Consider the following 24,839-nt stretch of genomic DNA (forward strand, 5'->3'; position numbering starts at 1 on the left):
TACTGCCCTCCGGGCCCTATGCTCGCCACCCGCCGAACAACCGGCAGCCGACAACGACGTCGGGCCTTCACCACTGCTACGGAGCTGACACGATGACAACTCCGACCGCCGCCGCCGAGGGTGGTGTCGGCCAGCCCACCGGCGGGGCCTGCGCCGTCCGCCTCTCCGGGATCACCAAACGCTTCCCCGGCGTCGTCGCCAACTCCGATGTCCACCTGAGCGTCGCGCCCGGCGAGGTGCACGCCCTGTGCGGGGAGAACGGCGCGGGCAAGTCGACCCTGATGAAGATCCTCTACGGGATGCAGAACCCGGACGAGGGCACCATCGAGGTCAACGGCGAACAGGTGCACTTCCGCTCGCCCTCCGACGCCATCCGCGCCGGGATCGGCATGGTGCACCAGCACTTCATGCTCGCCGACAACCTGACGGTGCTGGAGAACGTCGTGCTCGGCGCGGAGTCGCTGCACGGCATCGGCGGCAAGGCCCGCGCGCGGATCGCCGAGCTGGCGGGGCGCACCGGTCTCAACGTCAGCCCGGACCAGCCGGTGGAGGACCTCGGCGTCGCCGACCGCCAGCGAGTGGAGATCCTCAAGGTCCTCTACCGCGGCGCGAAGATCATCATCCTGGACGAGCCCACCGCCGTGCTGGTGCCCCAGGAGGTCGACGAGCTGTTCGAGACCCTGCGCGGGATGAAGGAGCAGGGCTACACGTTCCTGTTCATCTCGCACAAGCTCGACGAGGTCCGCGACATCGCCGACAGCGTGACCGTGATCCGCCGCGGCACCACCGTCGGCAGCGCGGACCCGAAGAAGATCAGCTCCCGGCAGCTGGCCGAGATGATGGTCGGCAGCGAGCTGCCCAGCCCGGAGACCCGCGACTCCACGGTCACCGACCGGGACGTGCTGGTGGTCGAGGACGTGCGGCTGTGCAGCCTCGGCGCCGACCGCCCGGTGCTCGACGACATCTCGCTGACCGTCCGCGCCGGTGAGGTGCTGGGCATCGCCGGGGTCGAGGGCAACGGCCAGACCGAGCTGGTCGAGACGATCATGGGCATCCGCAGGGCCGACGCCGGGCACATCCGGCTCGGCGGCGCCGACCTCACCGGCCTCGGCACGCTGGCCCGCCGCGAGGCCGGGATCGGCTACGTGCCCGAGGACCGGCACCGGCACGGGCTGCTGCTCACCCAGTCGCTGTGGGCCAACCGCATCCTCGGCTACCAGACCCGCAGGCCCACGGCCAAGGGCGCCTGGCTGGACATCGAGGGCGCCAAGGCCGACACCCGCCGCATCGTCGAGGAGTTCGACGTCCGCACCCCGGGCATCGAGGTCGCCGCGGCGGCGCTCTCCGGCGGCAACCAGCAGAAGCTGGTGGTAGGCCGCGAGCTGTCCGGGAACCCGAAGCTGCTGATCGCCTCGCACCCGACCCGCGGTGTCGACGTCGGCGCCCAGGCGGTGATCTGGGACCAGATCCGCGCCGCGCGCGCGGCGGGCCTGGCGGTGCTGCTGATCTCCGCCGACCTGGACGAGCTGATCGGCCTGTCCGACACGATCAAGGTGATGTTGCGCGGCCGCCTGGTGGCCGACGCCGACCCGGCCACCGTCACGCCGGAGCAGCTGGGCTCCGCGATGACCGGCGCCGCCGGGGAAGGGGACGAGGAGTGAAGCTCAACCTGCGTTCCGTCGTGCTGCCGCCGGTGCTGGCCGTCGCCTTCGCCGCGCTGCTGTGCGGCCTGGCGCTGCTGCTCTCCGGCGCGAACCCGTTCACCGCCTTCGGCGCCATGGTGGCCGAGGTCGGCGAGGGCACGGCGGCGGTCGACATCATCAACGGTGGTGCGACCTACTACCTGATCGCGCTCGCCGTGGCGATCGGCTTCCAGATGAAGCTGTTCAACATCGGCGTCGAGGGCCAGTACCGGATCGCCGCGGTGACCGCGATGATCGTCGGCGGCGCGATCACGCTGCCGCCCGGCCTGCACGCCCTGGTGATCATGCTGGTGGCCATCGTCGCCGGTGCGCTCTACGCCGCGATCCCCGCGCTGCTCAAGGCCTACCGCGGGGTCAGCGAGGTCATCTCCACGATCATGCTCAACGCGATCGCGCTGGGCGTGGTGGCGTTCCTGTTGAAGCCGGACGTGTTCGGCGAGCTGCGCGCCAACAGCCTCACCACGGGCGAGCTGCCCGAGTCGGCCCACGTGCCCGGCATCCCGCTGGGCGCGGCCGGCACGATCTTCGGCCTCGGCCTGCTGTCGGTGGTCGCGGGCGTCGGCTACTGGGTGCTGATGAACCGCACCCGGTTCGGCTTCGAGCTGCGCGCCTCCGGTGAGTCCGCCACCGCGGCAACCGCGGGCGGCGTCAACGCCAAGCGCATGATCATCGCGGCGATGCTGATCTCCGGCGCGATCGCCGGGCTGACCGCGCTGCCCGAGCTGCTCGGCCGCGACCACACGTTCACCCAGAACTTCCCGCAGGGCTACGGCTTCAGCGGCATCGCGATCGCGCTGCTCGGCCGCAACCACGCGGGCGGCATCGCCTTCGGCGCGCTGCTGTGGGCGTTCCTGGACCGCTCCGCGCTCGCCCTGGACAACATCGGCGTGCCCAAGGAGATCGTCACGATCATGCAGGGCGCGATCGTGCTCTCCGTGGTCGTGGCCTACGAGATCGTCCGCAGGATGCAGCTGGCCGCCGAGCAACGGCGGGTCGGCCAGCAGCTCGGGACGACGAACGGAAACGGGGCGGACAGACAACCGGCCGCGACGAGTGCCGGTGGAGGTGCGGAGTGACCACGCTGATCTCCAAGGACCCCGTCGACGGCGGCGCGGTGCCCGCGTCCCGGAAGCGGAAGGTCCCGGGCTGGTCGAAGGGCGCGATCTGGCTGGCCGCGGTGATCGCCGCGCTGTCGGCCGCCTCGTACCTGACCGGGGTGGCGCAGCTGACCGCCTCCGGCACCCTGCAGACCGCGCTGGTGCTGGCGATCCCGATCCTGCTCGCCGCGCTCGGCGGCCTGTGGGCGGAGCGCGCCGGTGTGATCAACATCGGCCTCGAAGGCATGATGATCATGGGCACCTGGGGCGCGGCCTGGGCCGGCTACCAGTGGGGCCCGTGGGCCGCGCTGATCGCGGCCGCGGTCTTCGGCGCGCTCGGCGGCCTGGTGCACGCGATCGCCACGATCACCTTCGGCGTCAACCACATCGTCTCCGGTGTGGCGATCAACCTGCTCGGCGCGGGCCTGACGAAGTACCTGTCCACGCTGCTGTTCCAGCCGGTGTCGAACAACCCGAGGGAATCGCCCGCGGTGCCCAAGTTCGACACGTACTCCGCGCAGCCGCTCTCCGACTGGCTCGCGGACCTGGAGAACATGCAGCGGGTCGGCGTGTCCGACGTCGCGGGCGTGCTGCGCGGCCTGGTCACCGGTGTCTCACCGCTGACCATGCTGGCGCTGCTGCTGGTCCCGGTCAGCTACCTGGTGCTCTGGCGCAGCCGGTTCGGCCTGCGCCTGCGCTCCTGCGGGGAGAACCCGGTGGCCGCCGAGTCGCTCGGCGTCAACGTCTACCTGCACAAGTACGCCGCGGTGGTCATCTCCGGTGCCCTCGCGGGCCTCGGCGGCGCCGCGCTGGTGCTCAACCCCGGTCAGCCCGGCTACCTCGAAGGCCAGACCGGCGGCCGCGGCTACATCGGCCTCGCCGCGATGATCTTCGGCAACTGGCGGCCGACCGGCCTGCTCGGCGGTTCGGCGCTGTTCGGCTACGTCGACGGCCTCCAGCTGCGCAGCGGCGGCGCCACGGTGATGGCGCTGTTCTACGCGGCGGTGCTGGTGCTGATCGCCATCGCGGTGTGGCTGGTCGCGCGCCGGAAGGTGGTCGCGGCGGGCGTCACGCTCGTCGGGACCGCGGCGCTGTACCTGTTCTACATCTCGGTGGACGAGATGCCCAGCCAGCTCTCCACCTACCTGCCGCACATGGTCACCCTGATCGTGCTCGCGGTCGCCGCCCAACGCCTCCGCCCACCCGCCGCCAACGGTGACGAGTACCGCAGAGGCCGAGGCCACTAGCCCGTCCCAGCGGAGGTTGGACAGTCTTCAAGTCCAACGCACCCCGCCGAAAACGGTCTCAAACCGCCCCCAACCCCGAGGCTCGCCCCGGGTTGGGGGCGGTTTGCGATCGCGGAGCGGCGGGTCGGGCGTACTTGAAGACCGACGTGAGCTGAGCCCGAAAGTGGGGCGTGCGTACCACTTTCCGGCTTTCGTTTGCGAGGATGCCGTAGTGGTCGCCGTCGATTGGGAACACCTGCGCGCCGCCGCCGTCACCGCGGCGAAGTCCGCCTACTGCCCGTACTCCGGGCTGCAGGTGGGCTCCGCCGCGATCTGTGACGACGGGCGGCTGGTCCAGGGCTGCAATGTCGAGAACGCCTCCTACGGGGTCGGGCTGTGCGCCGAGTGCGCCATGGTCGGCCAGCTCCGGCTCACCGGTGGCGGGAACTTCGTCGCCGTCGCCGTGCGCGACGGGGGCGGGAACCTGCTGATGCCGTGCGGCCGCTGCCGCCAGCTGCTGTTCGAGATGGGCGGGCCGGACTGCCTGCTGGAGACCCCGCGCGGCGTGCTGCCGATGCGGGACGTGCTGCCCGACGCGTTCGGGCCCGACCACCTGCCCGGGAGAACCAATGGCTGAGCACTTCGCCGCCGTGGACGTCATCAGAGCCAAGCGCGACGGCAAGCGGCTCACCGATCCGCAGATCGACTGGGTGATCGACGCCTACACCAGGGGCGTCGTCGCCGACGAGCAGATGAGCGCGCTCGCCATGGCGATCTTCCTCAACGGCATGGAGTCCGCCGAGACCGCCCGCTGGACCCGCGCCATGGTCGCCTCCGGCGAGCGCCTGTCGCTCTCGGTGGACAGGCCGACCGTGGACAAGCACTCCACCGGCGGCGTCGGCGACAAGATCACGCTGCCGCTGGCCCCGCTCGTCGCCGCCTGCGGGGCCGCGGTCCCGCAGCTGTCCGGCCGCGGCCTCGGCCACACCGGCGGCACGCTGGACAAGCTGGAGTCGATCCCCGGCTGGCGCGCGCAGCTGACCACCGAGGAGATCGCCGAGCAGCTGACCAAGGTCGGCGCGGTGGTCTGCGCGGCCACCGAGGGGCTGGCGCCCGCCGACCGCAAGCTCTACGCGCTGCGCGATGTCACCGGCACGGTCGAGGCGATCCCGCTGATCGCCAGCTCGATCATGAGCAAGAAGATCGCCGAGGGCGCCGACGCCCTGGTGCTGGACGTGAAGTTCGGCTCCGGCGCGTTCATGAAGTCCGCCGATGACGCCCGCCGCCTGGCCGAGGCGCTGGTCGGCATCGGCGTGGACCACGGGCTCAAGGTCAGCGCGCTGCTCACCGACATGTCCGTCCCCCTCGGCCGCGCGGTCGGCAACGCGCTGGAGGTCGCCGAGTCCGTCGACGTGCTGCGCGGCGGCGGCCCGGCCGACGTCGTCGAGCTGACCGTGGCGCTGGCCAGGGAGATGCTGTCGCTGGCCGGGATCTCCACCGATCCCGCCGAGGTCCTCGCCTCCGGCGGCGCGTACGACACGTGGGCGCAGATGATCTCCGCTCAGGGCGGCGACCCGGACGCGGAGCTGCCGCGGGCGCAGCACGTGCACGTCGTCGAAGCGCCCGAAGACGGTGTCCTCGCGACGCTGGACGCCTACTCCGTGGGCGTGGCGGGCTGGCGGCTGGGCGCGGGCCGGGCGCGCAAGGAGGACCCGGTGCAGGCGGGCGCGGGCGTGCTCTGCCTCGCCAAGCCCGGCGACGAGGTCCGCAAGGGCGAACCGCTGCTGGAGCTGCACACCGACACCCCGGACGCGATCCCGGCCGCGCTGCGGGACCTCGAAGGCAGCTACACCGTCGCCGGCTCCGCGCCGGTCCGCGACTCCCTGGTGCTCGACGTCATCAGGGGATAGCAGTCATCAGGGGATAGCAAAGGGGCGCATCCGGCAGAAGGTCCGGATGCGCCCCTTTTCGACGGTTGGTCCTAGATCAGGCGTCGATCTCCTCGGGGAGCTCGGCGTCCTTGTCGTCACCGCGCGGCTTGCCGTTCACCTTCTGCTGCCGGGCGCGGCGCTGCGGCCGGGGCAGCTGCGCGGGCGGCGGGGGCGGGGTCGGCGCGCCGCCACCGAGGATCAGCTCGGCGAAGGTGGCCATGGCCTCGTCCAGCTGCGCGGCGTTGCGGCGCTCGGTCTCCTCGTTGGCCTTGCGGACCAGCGAGAGCACGGTCTCGTTGGTCGGCCGGTCACCGACGACGCCCGTCAGCTTGTCCAGGTACTGCCCGGTGGCCTTGCCCAGGTCGTCCAGCTTCGAGGTCAGGTCGCCCTCGACGCCGTCGATCCGGTTGTCCACGCCCTCGATGCGGGTGTTGACGCCGTCCAGGCGCTCGGCAAGCGCGTCGAGCTGGTCGGTGTGGTCCACCGCCGGGCGGGCCAGCACCTCCTCGAAGCGGCCCTGGAGCGCGTCGTGCGTCTCGCCGACGGAGTTCTCCAGCGAGGTCCGCGCGTCGGCGACCGAGCCCTCCAGCGACGTGCGGGCCGCGGTGACCGCCTGCTCCAGCGAGGTGCGGGCCTGGCCGACCTCGGTGCGCAGGCCGTCGGTGCTCTCGGTGAGCGAGCGCTGCAGGGCCTCGCGGGTGCCGTCGAGGTGCTCGTGCACGCCCTCGTCGACCTCGTCGATGCGGCCGCGCAGAACCGTCTCCAGCGCTTCGAGGCGCTCGCGCATCGGACCCGTCACCAGGTTCGGCACGGCCTCGGTCTTGCCGTCCTGCTTGTCCAGGTGCAGGTCGAGGTCGTCGAGCCGCTTGTGGATGTGCGAGAGCTTGTCCTCGAGCCCGTCCATCCGGACGTGCACGCCCTCCATGCGACCGGACACACCGTCGAGGCGCCCGTCGAGCTGGCTGAAGGGAACGGCGAGCTTGTCGACGAGCCCGTCGACCGCCCTGCCGAGTCCGGCGATGGCGCCGTCCTGGGCCTCGAGCTTCGCGAGGGCCTCGTCCAGGCGCTCGGCCAGCACGCTGACCTCGGTCCGGTCCGGCAGTTCGGAGATGCGCTTGCGGACGGCGCCGAGGGACTCCAGCGGCGACATCCGGGCGTGGATCTCGTCCAGCGCGTCGAAGATCTGCTGCTGCTCGCTCTCACGGATCTCCGCGGCGCGGGTGAGCATGTTCCGCATCCGATCGAAAGACATCGTCGACGTGTGGTTGTTCTCGCTCACAGCAGGTGACCTTCGTCCGATGGGGAGGGGAGAGGACGATGGCGAGCGTAGCCAGTCCCCCGATCAGTGGTCCATGAGACCCCGCCGAGGGAACGGAATCCCACGATGAGTTAGCCCGATCAGGTGACACCAGGGTGGAGGTGAAGGCGAAGTGAAGCGAGGGGCGACGGCTTCGTTCGAGTGCACGCACCCCGTTCGAGTTACAAAAACCCCGACTTTGATTGCTTTCCGTCGCGCAGATGTCCGCGACGGGGCGCCAAGAGCCAGCCGACAGTGTGGAGTTTCGCACGCCGCAAACGGGCCAACATGATCATAGCGTGAGCGAAATTGGTGTGCGAGCCGAGGTTGGCGCAGGTGAGGAGTACCGTGTCGCCATGTCAACCCCGGTGACCCTGGAGAGCATTCGCACCGCACCCAAGGTGCTCCTGCACGACCATCTCGACGGCGGCCTGCGCCCGCAGACGGTGATCGACCTGGCCCGCGAGAACGGCTACGACGCACTACCCACCCACGACGCCGAGGAACTCGGCGTCTGGTTCCGGGACGCCGCCGACTCCGGCTCGCTGGTGCGCTACCTCGAGACCTTCGCGCACACCGTCGGCGTGATGCAGACCCGCGAGGCCCTCGTGCGCGTCGCCGCCGAGGCCGTCGAGGACCTGGCCGCGGACGGCATCGTCTACGCCGAGGTCCGCTACGCCCCCGAGCTGTTCACCGAGGGCGGCCTGACCCTGGACCAGATCGTGCAGGCCGTCGAGGAGGGCTACCGCCTCGGTGAGCGCCGCTGCGCGGAGGCGGGCAAGAAGATCCGCATCGGCACGCTGCTGTGCGCCATGCGGCAGAACGCGCGGTCGCTGGAGATCGCCGAGCTGACCGTGCGCTACCGCGACGCCGGTGTCGTCGGCTTCGACATCGCGGGCCCGGAGGCGGGCTTCCCGCCCACCCGCAACCTGGACGCCTTCGAGTACCTGCGCCAGCAGAACCACCACTTCACCATCCACGCCGGCGAGGCGTTCGGGCTGCCGTCGATCTGGGAGGCCATCCAGCACTGCGGCGCCGAGCGGCTGGGCCACGGCGTGCGGATCATGGACGACATCAAGGTCGACGAGGACGGCACCGTCCACCTCGGCAGGCTCGCCGGATACGTCAGGGACCGGCGCATCCCGCTGGAGATGTGCCCCAGTTCCAACGTGCAGACCGGCGCGGCCACCTCGATCGCCGAACACCCGATCGGCCTGCTGGCGAAGCTGCGTTTCCGGGTCACGGTGAACACCGACAACCGGCTGATGAGCAACTGCACCGTTTCCGGCGAGTTCGCCGCATTGCACGAGGCCTTCGGATACGACTGGGCCGACATGCAGTGGTTCACGGTCAACGCGATGAAGTCGTCGTTCCTCGGGTTCGACGAGCGGCTCGCCCTCATCAACGACGTGATCAAGCCGGGATACGCCAAGCTGATCGGCTGATCCCGCACGGCAAAAGGCCCCCGCCGATGTGGCGGGGGCCCTTTTCGTTGTCAGGTCAGTGCTTGCGCAGCCGGTCCTCGAGGTTTCCGACCAGCTCCTGCCAGACGCCGACCTCCGCGGTGAACGGCGCGCTCGGCGCGAGCCGCGTGGGGTCGGGCCGCAGCACGAAGGAGACCATCCAGCCCAGCGGCTCGGACGTGGTCAGCGCGTTGGCCACCCGGTCGTCGTCGGCCCACTCGGCGGCGTCGGTCAGCAGCTCGACCGCGAGCTCCAGCTGCGTCGGGTCCATCGCCTCCGGCCCCTCGGCCAGATCGTCGGCGATGCCGTTGAGCACGTAGACGTTGTCCTGGTGGACCTCGACGTCCAGTTCGCCGCCGGTGGCCTTGGCGAGGACGTCCTCCCAGGTCGAGACCTCGGCGAGCTGGTTGCGCGTCGGGTCGGCCGCCGAGCTGTCGGCCAGGTGGCGGGCCAGGGCGCGGGCCGAGGTGAACACGTCGATCTGCCCGTCGGAGCCGAGGAAGACCGGGCGCTCCTCCTGGTCGTCGACCGGCAGGTAGCAGCGCAGCGTGTAGTACTCGGCCTGGCTCGTGATGATCTTGATCGGGTCGATGCCGACCTCGCCCCAGAAGCCGATCGGCTCGTCGGAGTCCTCTTCAGAAGACGCTGCGGACTCGTCGTCGATCTCCTCGGGCTCCGTCTCTGCCTCCGCAGTGCTTTCTTCGAAGGCGGCCAGCTCCTCCTGGGCGGTGGCGAGCGCGGTCGCCTCGACCTCCGGCGTGGTCAGCAGGCCGTCGATCGCGTCGAGCACCTCGTCCCAGCGCTCGGAGACGACCTTGGCGATCTCGTTCCACCGGGCCTCGCCCTCGCGGCCGGTGAACGGGAAGGTGCCCTGCTGCAGCACGGTGAAGCCCGCGGCCTCGTTCAGCACCTCGTGCACGACCTCCAGGTCGCACACGTCCGCGAGCGAGCGCAGGATCGCGACGACGTCGGCCAGGTCGCCGATCGTCCAGGTGTCCGGCTCCTCCGCGACCAGCTCGGGCACGCCGACCAGGTCGTAGCGGTGGTCCTCCTCGGGCACCAGCTCGCCGACGGTCAGCGCGGGCACCACGTGCCAGGCCGGGTGGTCGATCAGGTCGTGCTCGGTCGCGGTGCGCGTGTACGCCGCGAGCTGGGCCGCGTCCGGGAAGGCGTAGAGGTCGTCCTCGTGCCCGAGGAACGCCTCCCACTCCTCGCCGTCCTCGCGCCAGCGCGGTGCCCACAGGGTGAGCAGGTCGCCCTTGGGCAGGACGAGTTCGATCGGGACGATGTCCTGCGCCATCCATGCCTCCGGGTAAGCGGACTTCTTCCGGGGCGCAGCCTACGGGGTGCTCAAGATCATGCTGTTCACCGGTCCGACCGCAGGGTGGAGGCGTCGAAGGTGAACACGTCGTCCTCGTCGTCCGCCTCGGCGGAGTGCGTTGCCGCGTCAGGGAAAGCCGTGCTCACCGGCACCACTTCGGCGGCTCGTTCCCGTTCCGGGGCAGGCCCGGCGACGGCTTCGATCGCCGCTGTCAGCTCATCGCCGAGTACCGGCGCCATCACGTTGTACGCCCGCTGATTGGCCTGTTCGGCCGCGGCCTGGGCGGCGCGCACGATCTCCTCGCCGAGCGTTGGTCCGAGCCGCACCGAGTTCGGGTGCAACCGCAGTCCGACAAGGCGTCCCCGGGCGGTCACCGTCGCTTCGACAAGACCGTCCGCGCTCGTCGCCGTTCCCGTGACCGTTGCGAGGGCGCGCTCCAGCTCGGCCGCCTGGGCTCGCTGTTGTTCCGCGGAGGCGATCAGCTCGGGCGTGCTCACAACGGCCTCCTCAGCAGCGGACCGGCTTCGTCGTCGTCCTCGTCGTCCGCGCGCTCGATGCCCAGCGAGACCAACTCGTTCCGGGCCGACGCGTCCAACACGGCGCCGACCGCGTGGTGCAGCCGCCCACCCGCCGCGCGTTCCGCACGCCCGGCCAGCGCGAGGATTTCCCTTGCCAGCGCATCGGTGTTCATCCGCAGCGCGGCCGGTCCCAGCCGCACGTCGTGCAGTCCGCCACCGGGCACCACCTCCACGACGACCTCGCCGTCGCCGGACGTGGCCCGGCCGAGGATCGGTCCGGTGCGGGCGAGGCGGTCGGCCACGCGGTCCTCGGTCGCCCTGATTCCCGCGGCCGCGCGGGTGACGTCGTCCATGATCAGCTCGCTCTCAACCCGTCGGCCGGTAGAAACCGACGAACGGCATACCGGAGTTGGTCGTGCGCAGCGGCCGGATCTGCACGGGGTCCCCGGCTTCGACCATCTGCCCGTTGCCGATGAACATCGCCACGTGGCCGCGCCAGACCACGAGATCACCCGGCAGCAGCTGGCCCGGCGGCACGGACGCGCCGATCGCCTGCGCCGCGGAGTGCCGTGGCAGGTCGAGCCCGGCGTTGCCGTAGGCCCACTTCGTCAGCCCGCTGCAGTCCGTCGCCCGCGGCGGATCCGAAGCCGCCCAGACATAAGGAGTACCGAGGACGGACAGCGCGTTGCGGACCGCTGCCGCCGCCACCGGGTTCGGCGCCTGCACTGTGTGCCCGCCGGGCAGGTTGATGTCGACGCCCGATCCTGGCTGCGGCGGGATCGCGACGGGGAGGTTCGGGCGCCCTCCGCCGTAACCGCCGCCGCCTCCTCCACCACCGCCACCGCCGGAGCCGCCACTTCCGCCGCCGCCGTCACCCCTGCCCTGTCCCTCAGGCGGTGCCGGAGGTGCGACCGGCGAGATGCCTCCGCCTTGCACCTCCACAACGCCGTTGCCACCGAGCGGGGACCCAAGTCCTTTGAGGGCACCAGGGTCTGCCGGTTGCAATGCCCGCAACCGTGCTGCCGCCTCGGTCAGGTGATCGGAGACCTTCTTCAGCTCCGCCGCGGACTTCTCGGCGTAGGACGCCGACCGGCCGAAGGCCCGTGCGGTCGCCTCGCGCACGGCGTTGGTGTCGCCCGCTTTCTGTGCGGTCAGCGCGGCTTCGAAGGCCGGTTTCGCCCAGCGGACGAACTCGTCGATCAGCCCCTGGATCGCCTTGCGGCCCGTGGTGACGGCGCCGACCGCTCCCGTCACGGTGCCCTGTGCGCTCCCGCAGTTGCCGGACAGCCGGTCCAGCCCACCGTCCAGCGTCGCGACCCGGCCCTGGAACGCGTTGGCCTTGTCGCCGTACCAACCACCGAGCGCCGAGCGGACCTGCGCGCCGTGCCTGGACTTCAGTTCGGTGATCGTGGTCTTGGCCTTGCCGAGGGATTCGGCCGCCCTGCTCGCGCTTCCCGTGTCACCGTCCAGCTTCGCCAGGTGCTCCCGCAGCGGCCGGATGAGCGGTTCGATCAGACCCGCGGCGTCCGCCACGCCATCACCCCTGAGCCTGGGTTCGGCGCATTATCGCGGCGTGGTCGGCGTCCTGCTTCTGGTACGCCGTCAGCGCTCCCGCGACCGAAGTGGCGAGCCCGCTCAGCCCGGCCGACACGGCGGCGACCCCGTCCACGGTCGTCCTGGCCGCCTGCTGGAAAGCCTGGCTGATGCCGACCTCGCCGCCGATCTTGCCGAACGCGTCCGAGGGCAGGGCGGTGATCGAGCTCAGCGTCGCGCTGCCCACCTTGCCGAGGTCCTCGGCGAGCCCGGGTGTCGACTTCGCATAGCTCGACAACGCGGCCTGATCGACCTTGAAGCCCTGCTCAACCATGCGCTCCAGGCTGCCGCACCACCCACGGCCTTGTCCTGGAATACGCAGGATTCACGCTAGTGAGGGAGCGATGGGCCGGGAGTGTCAGGGGTGCATGCCAACATCCGATTCATGGGGTCGAGCGCCGCCGTTTCATCAAGCACTGCTGTTTCACGGAACTGGAACCGGATCACCCGCATCCTCACCGTGCGGGCTCCAGCCACCGCGAAGGAGCTGTTGCCACCCGCGACCGACGCGGACGTGCGCGCCGCGGAACGGGCGTTGGGACGACCCCTGCCGAAGGAACTGCACGCGTGGTGGGCGAGCTGCGGCGGCGGGCTGCACCCCGTCCTGCCGCACGGCTACATCCCGTACCGGCCGATCGGGTCGGTGAGCGCGTGGCGGGAGTGGCACCGGCGGCACGGCTCCGGCCCGCGGACCGACGCGCCCGCGGGCAGCCCCGGCGCGGGCTGGCACCCGTGGTTCGTCCCGATCGCCACGGACGGCGGCGACCACGACCTCGCCGTCGACCTGCGCCCGGGGCCGATGCACGGCTGCCTGTTCGCCTTCAGCCACACATGGGGCGTTGCCCACCCGCCCGAGTGGCAGGGCCTCGCCGCGCTGCTCGGTGGCGTCGCCGACGCGTTGGAGACGGGCGGACGGGTCGGCCGCTACCACCCCACGACCACGAAAGGAGGCATGCTGATCTGGAAGCTGTGAAGGTGGTGTGCGTTGGCCGAAGTCCATGACGTCGCGGCCGCGGTGCTGGCCGGTACGGGCCCTGTGTCCCGGCTCCAGCTCCACGCGCTGTTGTACTACTCGCAGGCCTGGCATCTGGCGTTGCACGACAGACCGCTGTTCGTCGATCGCATTGAGGCTCGGCGGAACGGACCAGTGGTCTCTTCGGTGTGGCGGCAGGGCGAGGTCGACCGTGGCGACCCGGAGCTGCTGACCGCGGAAGAACGCGCGATCGTCGCGTCCGTGGTCGACAGGTACCGGGACTTCACCGAGCACGAACTGGCCACCATGACGCGCCAGGAAGAGCCGATACGCCAAGCGATACGCGGTGCTCCGCTCTCGCCGGACGTGATGGCGAGCTACTTCCGGCGACAGATCGCCGACCCCGAAACCGCCGTCACCGAGGCCGTGGCCAACGCGCGGCTGGACGGGCGGGACATCTCACCGGAGGGGCTCATGACCCTGCGCGCCGTGGCCAACCGGTGAACTCACGGCGGACCAGGCGACCGCTCGGCGAATCGCGGCGTTGACCCGGGCGGAGTGAGGTTCAGGCGGCTGGGACGAGCAGCGCCCAGGACTTCACGGTGCCGTGGCCGGTGCCCCACGGCAGGTGTTCGCCCACGTCCACGAAATGCCCGCTGACGTCGTTGTTGTTGAGGATGACCTCGACGGTGTCGTCGGGCTCGCCCGACGTGCGGCCGCACAGGCTGTAGAACCACACCGGCCGGTTGGGCAGCTGGCCCTCGCGCATCAGGCGTTCGGCCACCACGAGGGTGGGCGGGCGCTGGCGGGCGACGTCGACGAACCCGTCGTCGATCCCGCCGAAGTCCCGCCAGCCGACCGGGCCCGCGAACAGCTCGGTGGGGCGGCCGTCGCCGTCCGAGCCGAGCTGGTGGAACACGGCGTCGGCGAGCGGGTGGTCGGGCTGCTGGATGGCGATGAACACCGGCAGCACGTTGTCCACCCAGGACATCAGCGCGTCGGCGAGCGGGTGGGCCTCGGCGGAGCGCACGCCGACGGCCTGGTCCCAGGCGTAGCCCTCCTCCCAGGCGGTGCAGCGCACGCCTAAGGGCAGCCGGACGTACGCGCCGTCCGAATCGTGTTCCGGCTCCTCGACGGCGATCTCCAGGTCGAGGTCGACCAGCGCCACGACGGTGCCGGTGCGTTCGGTGCGCAGGTCGTGCGACTCACGGAGCATGGCCGCGATCACTTCGGCGATGCCGCCGGCGTCGAGTTCTTCCACCTTGGACAACCCCTTCGAAACGATGTGCCCCGCGATCCGCGGACCGCAGGGCACATCGTGGCCGAACCGACCGATCAGACTCCCATCGGGTGCCAGACCGTCTTGTGCTCCAGGTACGCGCGCAGCCTGGTGATATCGGGCCGCCGCGTCCAGTCCGTCTCCTTGGCCGACGAGCGGAGCACGCGCTTGACCGTGCCCGCGGCGGTGCGCTCCAGTTCGGCGCGGATCACCTCGGGGGCACCGCACAGGTCGAGCGCGTTGACGTCCGCGTGCGAGGCCAGCCAGGGGCCGAGCTCCGCGGCGTTGCCGGTCAGCAGGTTCACCACGCCGCCCGGCAGGTCCGAGGTCGCCATCACCTCGGACAGCGTGACGGCGGGCAGCGGGCGGTGGTGGCTGGACACCACGACGCAGGTGTTGCCGGTCGCGATCACCGGCGCCACCACGCTCACCAGCCCGAGCAACGAGGACGTCTGCGGCGCGAGCACCGCGACGACGCCGGTGGGCTCGGGGACCGAGAACGAGAAGTACGGCCCCGCGACCGGGTTGGACGCGCCGAGCACCGAGGCGACCTTGTCGGTCCATCCCGCGTACCAGACCCACCGGTCCACCGCTGCGTCCACAATGGACTCAGCCTTCTTCGCGTTCACGTTCTCCGCGGCGCAGACCTCCGCGATGAACTGTTCCCGCCTGCCCTCAAGCATTTCCGCGACGCGGTAGAGCACCTGGCCGCGGTTGTACGCGGTCGCTCCGGACCAGCCCGGGAACGCTTTGCGGGCCGCGGCGACCGCGTCCCGCGCGTCCTTGCGCGAGGCGTGCGCCGCGTTGGCCAGGAAGTTGCCCTTGGCGTCGTTGACCGGGTAGACCCGCCCGGACTCCGAGCGCGGGAACTTCCCGCCAAGGTAGAGCTTGTAGGTCTTGGTCACGCCGATACGCCCGTCAGACATCGAGATACGCCTCCAGTCCCGCGCGGCCGCCCTCGCGACCGAAACCGGACTCCTGGTAGCCGCCGAACGGGGCGGTGGGGTCGAACCGGTTGAAGGTGTTCGCCCACACCACACCGGCCCGCAGTTTCTGGGACATCCACAGGATTCTGGAACCCTTCTCGGTCCAGATCCCCGCGGACAGGCCGTACGGGGTGTTGTTCGCCTTGGCGACCGCCTCGTCCGGGGTGCGGAAGGTCAGCACGGACAGCACCGGCCCGAAGATCTCCTCCCGGGCGATCCGCATCGCCTGGTGCACGTTGGAGAACACGGTGGGGGCGAAGAAGAAACCCTTGTCCGGCAACGGGCACGAACTCGACCAGCGGTCGGCGCCCTCGGCCTCGCCGGACTCGGTCAGCTCGCGGATCCTGGCGAGCTGCTCCTTGGAGTTGATCGCGCCGACGTCGGTGTTCTTGTCCAGCGCGTCGCCGACGCGCAGCGTGGAGACGCGGTAGCGCAGCTTCTCCATCACTTCGTCCACAATGGACTCCTGGACCAGTAGCCGCGAACCCGCGCAGCAGACGTGGCCCTGGTTGAAGAAGATGCCGTTGACGATGCCCTCGACGGCCTGGTCCACCGGGGCGTCGTCGAAGACGATGTTGGCGGCCTTGCCGCCCAGCTCCAGGGTGAGCTTCTTGCCCGTCCCGGCCAGCGAGCGCTGGATCAGCTTGCCCACCTCGGTGGAACCGGTGAAGGCGATCTTGTTGACGCCCGCGTGGTTCACGATCTCCGAGCCGATGTCACCGGCGCCGGGCAGGATGTTCACCACGCCCGCGGGCAGCCCGGCCTGCTGGCAGATCTCGGCGAAGACCAGCGCGGTCAGCGGCGTGGTCTCGGCGGGCTTGAGCACCACGGTGTTGCCGCAGGCCAGCGCGGGCGCGATCTTCCACGCCAGCATCAGCAGCGGGAAGTTCCACGGGATGACCTGACCGGCGACGCCGAGCGGCTTCGGGTCCGGTCCGTAGCCCGCGAAGTCGAGCTTGTCGGCCCAGCCCGCGTGGTAGAAGAAGTGCGCCGCCGCCGTCGGCACGTCGACGTCGCGCGATTCCTTGATCGGCTTGCCGTTGTCCAGGCTCTCCAGCACCGCGAGCTCGCGGCCGCGCTCCTGGATCAGCCGGGCGATGCGGAACAGGTACTTGGCCCGCTCGCTGCCGGGCATCCGGCCCCACACCTTGTCGTAGGCGCGGCGGGCGGCCTTGACCGCGCGGTCCACGTCCGCGGCCGAGGCCGTGCTGACCTCGGCCAGCACCTCCTCGGTCGACGGGTTGACCGTCTTCAGCGGCTCGCCCTCGCCCTCGACGAACTGGCCGTCGACGAACATCCGGTAGTTCGGCTTGAGGTTGGCGATATCCCGCGACTCCGGTGCCGGGGAGTACTCCCAGAGCTGTGTCATCTCAGTCCACCGTCACATAGTCCGGGCCGCTGTAGTGGCCCTCAAGCTGGGTCCGCCGCTGCATCAGCAGATCGTTGAGCAGGCTGGACGCGCCGAAGCGGAACAGCTTCGGGTCGAGCCACTCCTCGCCCGCCACCTCGTGCACGGCGACGAGGTAGCGCATCGCGTCCTTGGTGACCCGGATGCCGCCCGCGGGCTTGACCCCGCGCAGCTGCCCGGTCTGGGTCTTCCAGTCGCGAACGGCCTGCAGCATCAGGTGGGTCACTGGGAGCGTGGCGGCGGGGGAGACCTTGCCGGTCGAGGTCTTGATGAAGTCGCCGCCCGCGAGCAGCGCCAGCCAGGACGCGCGGCGCACGTTGTCGTAGGTCGACAGCTCTCCGGTCTCCAGGATGACCTTGAGATGCGCGTCCCCGCACGCGGCCTTGATCGCGACGATCTCGTCGTAGACCTGGCCGTAGCGGCCGGAGAGGAACGCGCCCCGGTCGATCACCATGTCGATCTCGGTCGCGCCCGCGTCCACCGCGATCCTGGTGTCCTCCAGCTTGATCGCCAGGGAGGAGCGGCCGGAGGGGAACGCGGTCGCGACACTGGCGACGCCGATGTCGGCGCCCTTCAGCTCGCGCACCGCCGTCTCCACCATGTCCGGGTAGACGCAGATCGCGGCGACCTGCGGCACGTCGGGGCGCTCGGGGTCGGGGCGGCGCGCCTTGGCGCACAGCGAGCTGACCTTGCCCGCGGTGTCGGCGCCTTCCAGGGTGGTCAGGTCGACCATCCTGATGGCGGTGTCGATCGCCCAGAGCTTGGACGCCTTCTTGATGCTGCGCGTGGCGAGCGTCGCGGCGCGTTGCTCCAGTCCGACCTGGTCGACGCCGGGCAGTCCGTGCAGGAACCGACGCAGCGCGGCGTCGTCCCTGGTGGCGTCTGCCAGCTCTGGGGGAAGTCCCGGGATGTGCGGCGACTGGCGGGTCGCGGGGGTGTCCGCGGACTCGGCAGCCGTCGGCGGTGACGGTGCGGCCATGGCCAGGAGTCTAGGGCGTGTTTCGCAGGTCTCTTTCGATGAGAGCCGGGATCGAGGTCGTTCCTGGCAAGACGAGGGGAAGTCCTCGTACCGGTGTTGTACGGGGGCTTTCACTCGGCGCCGCCAGGGGCGGGCTCGGCCCGGCTATCGCGGATATGGACCTGTGAAACACGCCCTACGGCCAGGTCACCGGGCGTCCAGCCTGTTGCGCCGGACCTGTGGACAACTCGTTCGCGCTGCTCAGCCGCTGTGCGCCGGGGTTCGGCCGGTCAGTGGGGGTGGGTGGTGATGGCACTGGTCACACCTCGGCTGACCGGCACTGACCGGCATGAGAGCGCGACCACTGCAGGTCGCGCGCTCTCCGATAGGCCATTCGGTGATTCCTTTTCTTAAGTGTTCATCAAGTCGTTGAAGGCTCACGTCGGCGCAGGTTACTGTGGAGTAGCCGGTATGCGGAGGCAGACCGGGCAAGGCCCGAGGGTCCACCGGACGCGCCACCGGTGGACCCTCGATTTAGTTCTCCACCAAGGCTTCCGAGCGCGCCGGGAAGACCGGGATCGCGTGCAGGTGCTCCGGTTCCGGAGCGCGGTCCCACGTCCACGCGCGCATCTGGTCGGGGCTGCGGCGACCGAAGAACCCGCGCCACAGTTCGAACGGCTCCGCCTCCACGGTCGCGGCGAGCTCCCCGTCGCCGATCCGCCACTCCGAGCCGTCCGCGCGGACCACCAGCGCCCAGGGCTGTTCGTGGTAACCGCCGACGACGCTCCCGATGTGCTCCAGCATCGGCCGCCACGCGGCGTCCGGCAGCCGCTCCAAGCCGAGCGCGGTGCGCAGGTCCGCCTCGTGCTGTGTGACGTCGTGCACCATGTTGAGCTGGGCTTTCTCCGAGCACAGGCGCCGTTCCAGCCGCTCGCTGAAGCCCTCCCACTCGGCGAGGTTGTCCGCGACCGGCCTGTTCACCCGCTCGCCGACGTGCCGTTCGGTCCACGCGCGGCCCGGTGCCCCGTCGAGCCTTCCGGTCGCGGCGTCGTGGGCGACTCCGCACAGGTGGGCCAGCAGTGCCCGGACGGTCCATTCCGGGCAGGCGGCAACCGGGGTCGCCAGCTGCTCCTCCGTCAGCGTCCGCGCGATCGCGGTGATCCGTTGCCGCGCCTCGCGGTAGATCACGTCGTACATCGGTACCCCTTCTCCGGCTAACGTCTGCGGTCATGGACGTGCTCGTCGTCGAACACCCGCTGGCCAAGGCCCGGCTCACCACCATGCGTGACGCCCGCACCGACAGCGCGGCCTTCCGCGCCGCCCTGCACGAGCTGACCGTCATGCTGATCTACGAGGCCACGCGGGGGGCGCCCCTCGCGGAGGAGCGCATCCACACACCGGTGGCCAGGACGACCGGATTCCGGCTCGCCAACCCGCCGCTGCTGGTCCCGGTGCTGCGCGCCGGACTCGGCATGGCCGACCAGGCGCACAAGCTGATCCCGGACGCGCAGATGGGCTTCGTCGGCCTGGCCCGCGACGAGGAGACCCTGCAGCCGACGCCGTACATGGTCTCGCTGCCGGAGGACCTGGCGGGCCGTCCGGTGTTCGTGCTCGACCCGATGCTCGCCACCGGCGGCTCGATGGTGCACACGATCACGCTGCTCACCGACCGCGGCGCCACCGACGTCACCGCGGTGTGCACGCTGGCCGCGCCGGAAGGGCTGCGCACCCTGGAAGCGGCCAACCTGCCGGTGCGCGTGGTCACGGCGAGCGTGGACGAGCGGCTGAACGACTCCGGGTTCATCGTGCCCGGGCTCGGCGACGCCGGGGACCGCCAGTACGGCGCGGTCTGATCGCGGCACCATCGCCCCCTCCCGCTGCTACTTGAAAAACATATAGTGGCGCCGATCTTGGCCCGTCCGCCGCGGCGGGTCAAGGCTGCGCCGTTCGAGTGAGTCCAGTGGTCTAGACCTTGACGAGTTGTGGTCTGGACCACATCGTCTGCTGTACACATCCGCGAACGATTCCGCTCCGCCGCCCTGCACCCCTGGAGCGATCGATCATGTACCGCAAGCGATGGCAGCCCCTGCTCGCGCTCTGCGCGGGCGTCACCGTCGTGCTCGGGCTCGCGACCACCCCTGTTCAGGCCGCGACCACCCCCACGGCGACGTTCACCAAGAGTTCGAGCTGGGACGGTGGTTTCACCGGCCTGGTCACGATCACCAACGGCGGCGCGACCGCGCTGAACGGGTGGAAGGTCGAGTTCGACCTGCCGGCGGGAACGAGCGTCGGCGCCTACTGGGACTCCCTCCTCACCCGCACCGGCGACCGCTACTCCTTCACCAACCGCGACTACAACGGCGCCGTTGGCGTCGGAGCCTCGGTTTCCTTTGGCTTCAACGGAATCGGCAACGGTGCCCCGGCGAACTGCCGCCTCGACGGCCAGCCCTGCGAGGGCGGAGCGCCGGACACCGAGGCGCCGAGCGTGCCGTCCGGCCTCACCGTCTCCGGCACGAGCGCCAACACGATCTCGTTGCGGTGGAACGCATCCACGGACAACGTGGGAGTGACGGGCTACGAGGTCTTCCGCGGCGGGACCTCCGTCGGAAGCACGCCCGACACGACCTTCACCGCCAGCGGGCTGACCCCCGAGACCGACTACGCGTTCACCGTCCGCGCCAAGGACGGAGCAGGAAACGCTTCCGCGCAAAGCACTTCCGTCTCCGCGCGCACGGGCAAGCCAGGGACCGAAGGGCGCGTCCGCGTCGGGTACTTCCCGCAATGGGGCATCTACGAGCGGAAGTTCTTCATCAAGAACCTCGACACCTCGGGCGCCGCGGCGAAGCTGACGCACCTGAACTACTCCTTCGCCAACATCCACCCGACGGAGCTGACGTGCTTCGCGGTCACCAAGCCGACCAGCTCGAACCCGGCCGACCCGGACCAGGGAACCGGGGCGGGCGACTCCACGGCCGACTACGTGTGGCCCTTCGACGCCGCGCAGAGCGTGGACGGCGTCGGGGACGGCGGCTGGGCCGGAGCGGGGCCGCTGAAGGGCAACTTCAACCAGCTGCGCAAGCTCAAGGCCAAGCACCCCAACCTGAAGGTGCTGCTCTCGCTCGGCGGCTGGACGTACTCGAAGTTCTTCTCCGACGCGGCCAGGACCGACGCCTCGCGCAAGAAGCTCGTCTCGTCCTGCGTCGACATGTACATCAAGGGAAATCTGCCGAGGCACTACGACATGGGCGGGCCCGGCACCGGCGCGAACGTCTTCGACGGCTTCGACCTCGACTGGGAGTGGCCGGGCGCGGAAGGACACCCCGGCAACCACTTCGGCCCCGAGGACAAGGTCAACAACTCGTTGCTGATCGAGGAGTTCCGCCGTCAGCTCGACGCGCTCGGGGGCACGGTCGGCAAGAAGTACCTGCTGACCGCGTTCACCCCGGCCGCGCCCGCGCTGGCGTCGGCGGGCTGGGAGATGGCCAGGGTGGCCAACAGCCTGGACCTGTTGAACTTCCAGGGCTACGACTTCCACGGAGCGGGCAGCGACAACTCGTGGGAGCCCAACCGCACCGGGCACCACGCGAACCTGCACACCGACGTCGACGACCCGTACACCACGAAGTTCAGCGTCGACGTGGCGTTGAAGATCTACACCGACGCCGGTGTCGACCCGAGGAAACTCGTGCTGGGTGTGCCGTTCTACGGCCGTGGCTGGCAGCAGGTGACCGACGGCGGGAAGAAGGGGGAGTGGCAGGCCGCCAACGGCGCCGCTCCCGGTGACTTCGCCGCCGAGGCGGGGACGCGGGCCTACAAGAACCTCAAGGCGCAGTTCCCGACCGTCCACCACGACGAGCAGGCCGTCGCGGCGTACGCGTTCGCCAACGGTCAGTGGTGGTCGTTCGACGACGCGTGGGTGATCGGCAAGAAGATGGAGTACGTCAAGGCGAAAGGGCTTGGCGGCGCCATGATCTGGTCACTCGACGGCGACGACGGAACGCTGATGACCGCACTCGACAACGGACTCCGGTGAGGGTGCGCAAGGACGGGCTGTCCTGATCGGACAGTCCTGGTGGGGCCCGGGGAACCGTTGGCGGCGGGGTATCCCGGGCCCCTCCGCTACTGCGGCGCCGTGCACCAGCCGTGCGCCTGGGCGCGGAGCACTGTCTCGAAGTTGGCCGCCACGTCGATCCCCGGGGGCAGGCGGCCGCCGGACTCCAGGGAGACCAGGCCGTGCACCAGGCCCCACGAGGCCAGCGCGATCTCCTCGGCCCGGTACCCGGTGAAGCGGCCGGAGTCGATCCCGGCCTGGACCATGTCCAGCAGCGGTTGCAGGGTGGCGAGCGCCTGCCGGGAGGCGTCGGCGTCCGGCTCGAATCCCGGTGCCATGGTGGAGAACATGATCCCGTACAGGTGCGGGTCGGCCCGTGCGCTCTCCCGGTAGGCGAGGCCGAGCCGGACCAGGTCCTCGATCGGGTCCCCCGACCGCTCCACAGTGGACAGTCGCTCGCCGAACCTGCGGAACGCCTCGAGGTAGAGCTCGCGCAGCAGGGCGGGCTTGCCGCCGAAGAGCGAGTACACCGCGGTGGTGGAGGTGCCCGCGTCGGCGGCGAGCTTGCGCAGGCTCAGCCCGTCCGGCCCGTCCGTGGACAGCGTCTCCGCGGCGCGGTCGAGCAGGCGGGCGCGCAGCGCCTCGTCGTGAACCTTGGGTCGTGGCACCCCGCCAGAATAACGGAACACTGTTTTAAAACTGCGGCACACCGGCTGACCCTGGTGATCTGTGATACCACGGCGGTACCATCCCGCGCATGGCTATGACGCTGCGGTTGTCCGAGGACGAGAATCGGCAACTCGACGAGCTCGCCGCTGCCGAGGGCCGGTCCAAACAGGACATAGTGCGCCTCGCGCTGGCCGACCGGTGGTCGCGGCTGCACAAGGAGCGTCAGCTGAGCGAGGTGCTGGCCCGCGTGATGCCCCGCTACGGCGCCCTGCTCGACCGTCTCGGCCCCACCTGAACCCAGGATCAGCGGCACTGGCCAACAGGCCAATTTACGTTGCCGCGCCTGAGAAATCTCCCGGTTTCTCTCTAGATTCAAGTCCTCTATGAAGATCGCCCCCAATGGCCGATCGGGCGTCCACTGTCAGTGATCCCCGATATCGTCAGACAGCGCGGTGACCGCGGCCCGTACCCCGGCGCCCACCGGTGCCGCGAGCTACGTCGACCACGGGAAAAAGGGCGAGTGATCTCCTACCTGGACGCCAGCGACCTGCTGGTGCTGGCAACCGCCGTCACCGGCGGTGACCTAGTCGTGCGCGACGTCGGGCTGCTCGACGCGGCCGCGCACCGCCCCCGGGCCGCCGTGCTCGGGGTCGAGGCGTACGGAACGCTCTGGCTCAAGGCCGCCGCGATGCTGGACTCCATCGTCTGCACCCGCCCACTCGTCGAGGGCAACTGGCGGCTGGCCTGGGTGGCCGCGGTCACCCTCTGCGACATCAACGGCTGGTGGATCGACGCCGACGAGGACGACGCGCTCGAGGTCGTCCGCGAGGTCGGCCGGGGCGATCTCGACGTGGCCGACGTCGCGGTCCGGTTCGAGAAGTGGGCGGTCGCCAAGCGCCAGCCCGGCTGATTTCCCAGGGGCGAGCTTGACCTGGAGCGCGCTCCAACTTCTACCGTCGTCCCCGTGAGCTACTCGATCGCCGAAGCCGCCGAACGCACGGGGCTGTCCATGGACACCCTCCGCTACTACGAACGCATCGGGCTGATCGACCCACCGGCCCGCGACTCGGGCGGCAGGCGCAGCTACTCCGAGGACGACCTCGGCTGGCTGGGCTTCCTGTCCTGCCTGCGGATGACCGGGATGCCGATCCGCCTGATGTGCGAGTACGCCAGGCTGCGGCACTTCGGCGCGGCCAGTGCGGGCTCGCGCAAGCAGATCCTGCTGGAACAGCGTGCCGCGGTGCGGGAGCGCATCGCGGAGCTGCAAATGTGCCTGAGCACGCTGGACTACAAGATCGACAACTATGAGACGGTCGAGCGCCGGGTCGCTGAGCTGACCCCGCTCGCCCAGGAGGCGACAGCATGAGCAAGCTGCCCACCCGAAGGCTCGGTGCGCTCGAGGTCTCCGCCCAGGGCCTTGGCTGCATGGGAATGAGCGAGTTCTACGGCGAGACCGACGAGCAGGAGTCGATCGCCACCATCCACCGGGCCGTCGAGCTCGGCGTGCGGTTCCTCGACACCGCCGACATCTACGGCCCGCACCGCAACGAGGAGCTGGTCGGCCGCGCCATCGCCGACCGCCGTGACCAGGTCGTGCTGGCCACGAAGTTCGGCATCGTGCGCACCGCCGACCCGCACGCGCGCGGTGTCCGCGGTGACGCCGCCTACGTGCGGCAGGCGGCGGAGGCGTCGCTGAAGCGGCTCGGCCTCGACCACATCGACCTGTACTACCAGCACCGGGTCGACCCGAACACGCCCATCGAGGAGACCGTCGGCGCCATGGCCGAACTGGTCGCCGAAGGCAAGGTCCGCTACCTCGGCCTCTCCGAGGCGAGCGCGGCCACCATCCGCCGCGCGCACGCCGTGCACCCGATCGCCGCCGTGCAGACCGAGTGGTCGTTGTGGACGCGCGAGATCGAGGACGAGGTCGTTCCGGCCTGCCGCGAGCTGGGGATCGGCATCGTGCCGTACTCGCCGCTCGGGCGCGGCTTCCTCACCGGCCGGTTCACCAAGCCGAGCGACTTCGACAGCAGCGACTTCCGCGTCGTCGGCCAGCCGCGGTTCAGCGAGGAGAACCTGGAGAAGAACCTCGCCATCGTCGAGGCGGTGCGGGAGCTCGCGGACGCACGCGGTGTCACCCCCGGCCAGCTCGCGCTGGCGTGGGTGCAGAACCAGGGCGAGGACGTGGTGCCGATCCCGGGCACCAAGCGCCGCAAGTACCTGGAGGAGAACGCCGCGGCCGTCGCGATCGAGCTGAGCGCGGACGAGCTCGCCCAGATCGCCTCCGCCGTGCCTGCCGACCAGGTCGCGGGCACGCGCTACGCCGAGCAGATGATGGGCCTGCTCAACGGCTGAACGACCGGGGT

General features: G+C 70.3%; 26 protein-coding genes. 14 read left to right on the plus strand and 12 right to left on the minus strand.

From position 1 onward, the window contains the following. The first annotated feature begins 92 nt into the window (after positions 1–92). From NLX83_RS14080 to NLX83_RS14100, 5 genes are all read left to right on the plus strand, one after another. On the plus strand, positions 93–1,661 hold the full coding sequence (locus NLX83_RS14080) for an ABC transporter ATP-binding protein (protein ID WP_254235277.1): 1,569 nt from the start codon (positions 93–95) through the stop codon (positions 1,659–1,661). After that, complete coding sequence (locus NLX83_RS14085; RefSeq protein WP_254235278.1) at positions 1,658–2,779, plus strand: ABC transporter permease; 1,122 nt, start codon at positions 1,658–1,660, stop codon at positions 2,777–2,779. Before NLX83_RS14080 ends, NLX83_RS14085 begins: the two co-directional genes overlap by 4 nt. After that, on the plus strand, positions 2,776–4,047 hold the full coding sequence (locus NLX83_RS14090; protein WP_254235279.1) for an ABC transporter permease: 1,272 nt from the start codon (positions 2,776–2,778) through the stop codon (positions 4,045–4,047). The genes NLX83_RS14085 and NLX83_RS14090 overlap by 4 nt, the downstream gene beginning before the upstream one ends. 211 nt (positions 4,048–4,258) lie before the next feature. Further along, entirely contained in the window at positions 4,259–4,663 is a 405-nt protein-coding gene (locus NLX83_RS14095) for a cytidine deaminase (protein ID WP_254235280.1), read from the plus strand. Further along, positions 4,656–5,936: a thymidine phosphorylase gene (locus NLX83_RS14100; protein WP_254235281.1), complete on the plus strand. Its 1,281-nt coding sequence runs from the start codon at positions 4,656–4,658 to the stop codon at positions 5,934–5,936. Before NLX83_RS14095 ends, NLX83_RS14100 begins: the two co-directional genes overlap by 8 nt. 76 nt (positions 5,937–6,012) lie before the next feature. Here NLX83_RS14100 and NLX83_RS14105 read toward each other — a convergent pair whose 3' ends face one another. Beyond that, a complete protein-coding gene (locus NLX83_RS14105; RefSeq protein WP_374118761.1) occupies positions 6,013–7,194 on the minus strand; it encodes a hypothetical protein in 1,182 nt (393 codons plus the stop codon). A 416-nt stretch (positions 7,195–7,610) separates the two neighbouring features. Between NLX83_RS14105 and NLX83_RS14110 the strand changes: the two genes are divergently transcribed. Beyond that, the gene (locus tag NLX83_RS14110; RefSeq protein ID WP_254235283.1) at positions 7,611–8,699 is read left to right on the plus strand and encodes an adenosine deaminase; all 1,089 of its coding nucleotides are present in this window, start codon (positions 7,611–7,613) and stop codon (positions 8,697–8,699) included. Positions 8,700–8,754: 55 nt separating this feature from the next. Here the strand turns inward: NLX83_RS14110 and NLX83_RS14115 are convergent, their stop codons facing one another. The 5 genes from NLX83_RS14115 to NLX83_RS14135 all read right to left on the minus strand — a co-directional run bounded on the left by NLX83_RS14115 (position 8,755) and on the right by NLX83_RS14135 (position 12,423). Then, on the minus strand, positions 8,755–10,017 hold the full coding sequence (locus NLX83_RS14115; protein WP_254235284.1) for a primosomal protein: 1,263 nt from the start codon (positions 10,015–10,017) through the stop codon (positions 8,755–8,757). A gap of 65 nt (positions 10,018–10,082) precedes the next feature. Further along, positions 10,083–10,535 carry a YbaB/EbfC family nucleoid-associated protein gene (locus NLX83_RS14120; protein ID WP_254235285.1) on the minus strand — a complete coding sequence of 151 codons (453 nt, stop codon included), beginning with the start codon at positions 10,533–10,535 and terminating at the stop codon, positions 10,083–10,085. Next, positions 10,532–10,909, minus strand: coding sequence for a YbaB/EbfC family DNA-binding protein (locus NLX83_RS14125; RefSeq protein WP_254235286.1), 378 nt, complete (start codon positions 10,907–10,909; stop codon positions 10,532–10,534). Before NLX83_RS14125 ends, NLX83_RS14120 begins: the two co-directional genes overlap by 4 nt. Before the next feature lie 13 nt (positions 10,910–10,922). Then, positions 10,923–12,089 carry a bifunctional WXG100 family type VII secretion target/C40 family peptidase gene (locus tag NLX83_RS14130; RefSeq protein ID WP_254235287.1) on the minus strand — a complete coding sequence of 389 codons (1,167 nt, stop codon included), beginning with the start codon at positions 12,087–12,089 and terminating at the stop codon, positions 10,923–10,925. A gap of 4 nt (positions 12,090–12,093) precedes the next feature. Next, entirely contained in the window at positions 12,094–12,423 is a 330-nt protein-coding gene (locus NLX83_RS14135) for a type VII secretion target (RefSeq protein ID WP_254235288.1), read from the minus strand. Between the two features lie 186 nt (positions 12,424–12,609). On the opposite strand from NLX83_RS14135, the gene NLX83_RS14140 reads away from it, so the two are divergent. Together NLX83_RS14140 and NLX83_RS14145 are read left to right on the plus strand one after the other, a co-directional pair. Continuing rightward, positions 12,610–13,122, plus strand: coding sequence for an SMI1/KNR4 family protein (locus NLX83_RS14140; protein WP_254235289.1), 513 nt, complete (start codon positions 12,610–12,612; stop codon positions 13,120–13,122). Between the two features lie 12 nt (positions 13,123–13,134). Further along, positions 13,135–13,626 carry a Panacea domain-containing protein gene (locus NLX83_RS14145; protein ID WP_254235290.1) on the plus strand — a complete coding sequence of 164 codons (492 nt, stop codon included), beginning with the start codon at positions 13,135–13,137 and terminating at the stop codon, positions 13,624–13,626. 61 nt (positions 13,627–13,687) lie between these two features. Here the strand turns inward: NLX83_RS14145 and NLX83_RS14150 are convergent, their stop codons facing one another. The 5 genes from NLX83_RS14150 to NLX83_RS14170 form a co-directional block, all read right to left on the minus strand. Next, positions 13,688–14,383 carry a hypothetical protein gene (locus NLX83_RS14150; protein WP_254235291.1) on the minus strand — a complete coding sequence of 232 codons (696 nt, stop codon included), beginning with the start codon at positions 14,381–14,383 and terminating at the stop codon, positions 13,688–13,690. 74 nt (positions 14,384–14,457) lie between these two features. Next, positions 14,458–15,327: an aldehyde dehydrogenase family protein gene (locus tag NLX83_RS14155; RefSeq protein WP_254235292.1), complete on the minus strand. Its 870-nt coding sequence runs from the start codon at positions 15,325–15,327 to the stop codon at positions 14,458–14,460. Further along, entirely contained in the window at positions 15,320–16,756 is a 1,437-nt protein-coding gene (locus NLX83_RS14160; protein ID WP_254235293.1) for an aldehyde dehydrogenase family protein, read from the minus strand. Before NLX83_RS14160 ends, NLX83_RS14155 begins: the two co-directional genes overlap by 8 nt. A 1-nt stretch (position 16,757) precedes the next feature. Then, positions 16,758–17,774 (minus strand): deoxyribose-phosphate aldolase, encoded by a 1,017-nt coding sequence (gene deoC / locus NLX83_RS14165; RefSeq protein WP_254235294.1) that lies wholly within the window; start codon positions 17,772–17,774, stop codon positions 16,758–16,760. Between the two features lie 513 nt (positions 17,775–18,287). Then, a complete protein-coding gene (locus NLX83_RS14170; RefSeq protein WP_254235295.1) occupies positions 18,288–18,950 on the minus strand; it encodes a maleylpyruvate isomerase family mycothiol-dependent enzyme in 663 nt (220 codons plus the stop codon). 32 nt (positions 18,951–18,982) lie between these two features. On the opposite strand from NLX83_RS14170, the gene upp reads away from it, so the two are divergent. Next, positions 18,983–19,606 carry a uracil phosphoribosyltransferase gene (gene upp, locus NLX83_RS14175; RefSeq protein WP_254235296.1) on the plus strand — a complete coding sequence of 208 codons (624 nt, stop codon included), beginning with the start codon at positions 18,983–18,985 and terminating at the stop codon, positions 19,604–19,606. Between the two features lie 209 nt (positions 19,607–19,815). After that, on the plus strand, positions 19,816–21,786 hold the full coding sequence (locus NLX83_RS14180) for a glycosyl hydrolase family 18 protein (protein ID WP_254235297.1): 1,971 nt from the start codon (positions 19,816–19,818) through the stop codon (positions 21,784–21,786). Between the two features lie 86 nt (positions 21,787–21,872). On the opposite strand, the gene NLX83_RS14185 is transcribed toward NLX83_RS14180, so the two are convergent. Next, on the minus strand, positions 21,873–22,472 hold the full coding sequence (locus tag NLX83_RS14185; protein ID WP_254235298.1) for a TetR/AcrR family transcriptional regulator: 600 nt from the start codon (positions 22,470–22,472) through the stop codon (positions 21,873–21,875). Positions 22,473–22,561: 89 nt separating this feature from the next. Here NLX83_RS14185 and NLX83_RS14190 point away from each other — a divergent pair, with 89 nt between their 5' ends. From NLX83_RS14190 to NLX83_RS14205, 4 genes are all read left to right on the plus strand, one after another. Further along, the gene (locus NLX83_RS14190) at positions 22,562–22,768 is read left to right on the plus strand and encodes a ribbon-helix-helix protein, CopG family (protein WP_254235299.1); all 207 of its coding nucleotides are present in this window, start codon (positions 22,562–22,564) and stop codon (positions 22,766–22,768) included. Between the two features lie 225 nt (positions 22,769–22,993). After that, positions 22,994–23,383, plus strand: a complete 390-nt coding sequence (locus NLX83_RS14195; protein WP_254235300.1) for a type II toxin-antitoxin system death-on-curing family toxin — start codon at positions 22,994–22,996, stop codon at positions 23,381–23,383. Between the two features lie 54 nt (positions 23,384–23,437). Further along, positions 23,438–23,839 carry a MerR family transcriptional regulator gene (locus NLX83_RS14200; protein ID WP_254235301.1) on the plus strand — a complete coding sequence of 134 codons (402 nt, stop codon included), beginning with the start codon at positions 23,438–23,440 and terminating at the stop codon, positions 23,837–23,839. Then, positions 23,836–24,828, plus strand: a complete 993-nt coding sequence (locus tag NLX83_RS14205; protein WP_254235302.1) for an aldo/keto reductase — start codon at positions 23,836–23,838, stop codon at positions 24,826–24,828. Before NLX83_RS14200 ends, NLX83_RS14205 begins: the two co-directional genes overlap by 4 nt. Positions 24,829–24,839: the final 11 nt, after the last annotated feature.

The sequence above is a fragment of the Allokutzneria sp. A3M-2-11 16 genome, assembly GCF_024213555.1.
In the GTDB taxonomy this organism is placed as follows: domain Bacteria; phylum Actinomycetota; class Actinomycetes; order Mycobacteriales; family Pseudonocardiaceae; genus Allokutzneria.